The 347-nt window shown below is 42.4% G+C and carries 2 tRNA genes; both read right to left on the reverse strand.

The features are described 5' to 3' along the window. Positions 1–40 precede the first annotated feature (40 nt). Positions 41–126: transfer RNA gene (locus tag KHA98_RS22790), tRNA-Leu, on the reverse strand. Between the two features lie 5 nt (positions 127–131). Further along, positions 132–204: transfer RNA gene (locus tag KHA98_RS22795), tRNA-Phe, on the reverse strand. Positions 205–347 lie beyond the last annotated feature (143 nt).

The following is a 347-nucleotide window of genomic DNA, read 5'->3' on the forward strand; positions in this document are numbered from 1 at the left end:
AAAAAAACTTCAATCAGCAAAAGCTAATTGAAGTTTTTAGTACTCAGAGCGGGACTTGAACCCGCACGAACATTGCTGTTCACTGGATTTTAAGTCCAGCGTGTCTACCAATTTCACCATCCGAGCGAATGTGGTACCTCCAGGGATCGAACCAGGGACACATGGATTTTCAGTCCATTGCTCTACCATCTGAGCTAAGGTACCTTTATTTATTCATATCACTATAAATAAAGTAAGAATAAAAAACCCTGTAACTCACGAAACAGGGTTTTCAAAAGAAAGGCGACGACATACTCTCCCACATAACTGCAGTACCATCTGCGCAGGCGGGCTTAACTACTCTGTTC

Source organism: Flavobacterium branchiicola, assembly GCF_018383905.1.
Taxonomy (GTDB): domain Bacteria; phylum Bacteroidota; class Bacteroidia; order Flavobacteriales; family Flavobacteriaceae; genus Flavobacterium; species Flavobacterium branchiicola.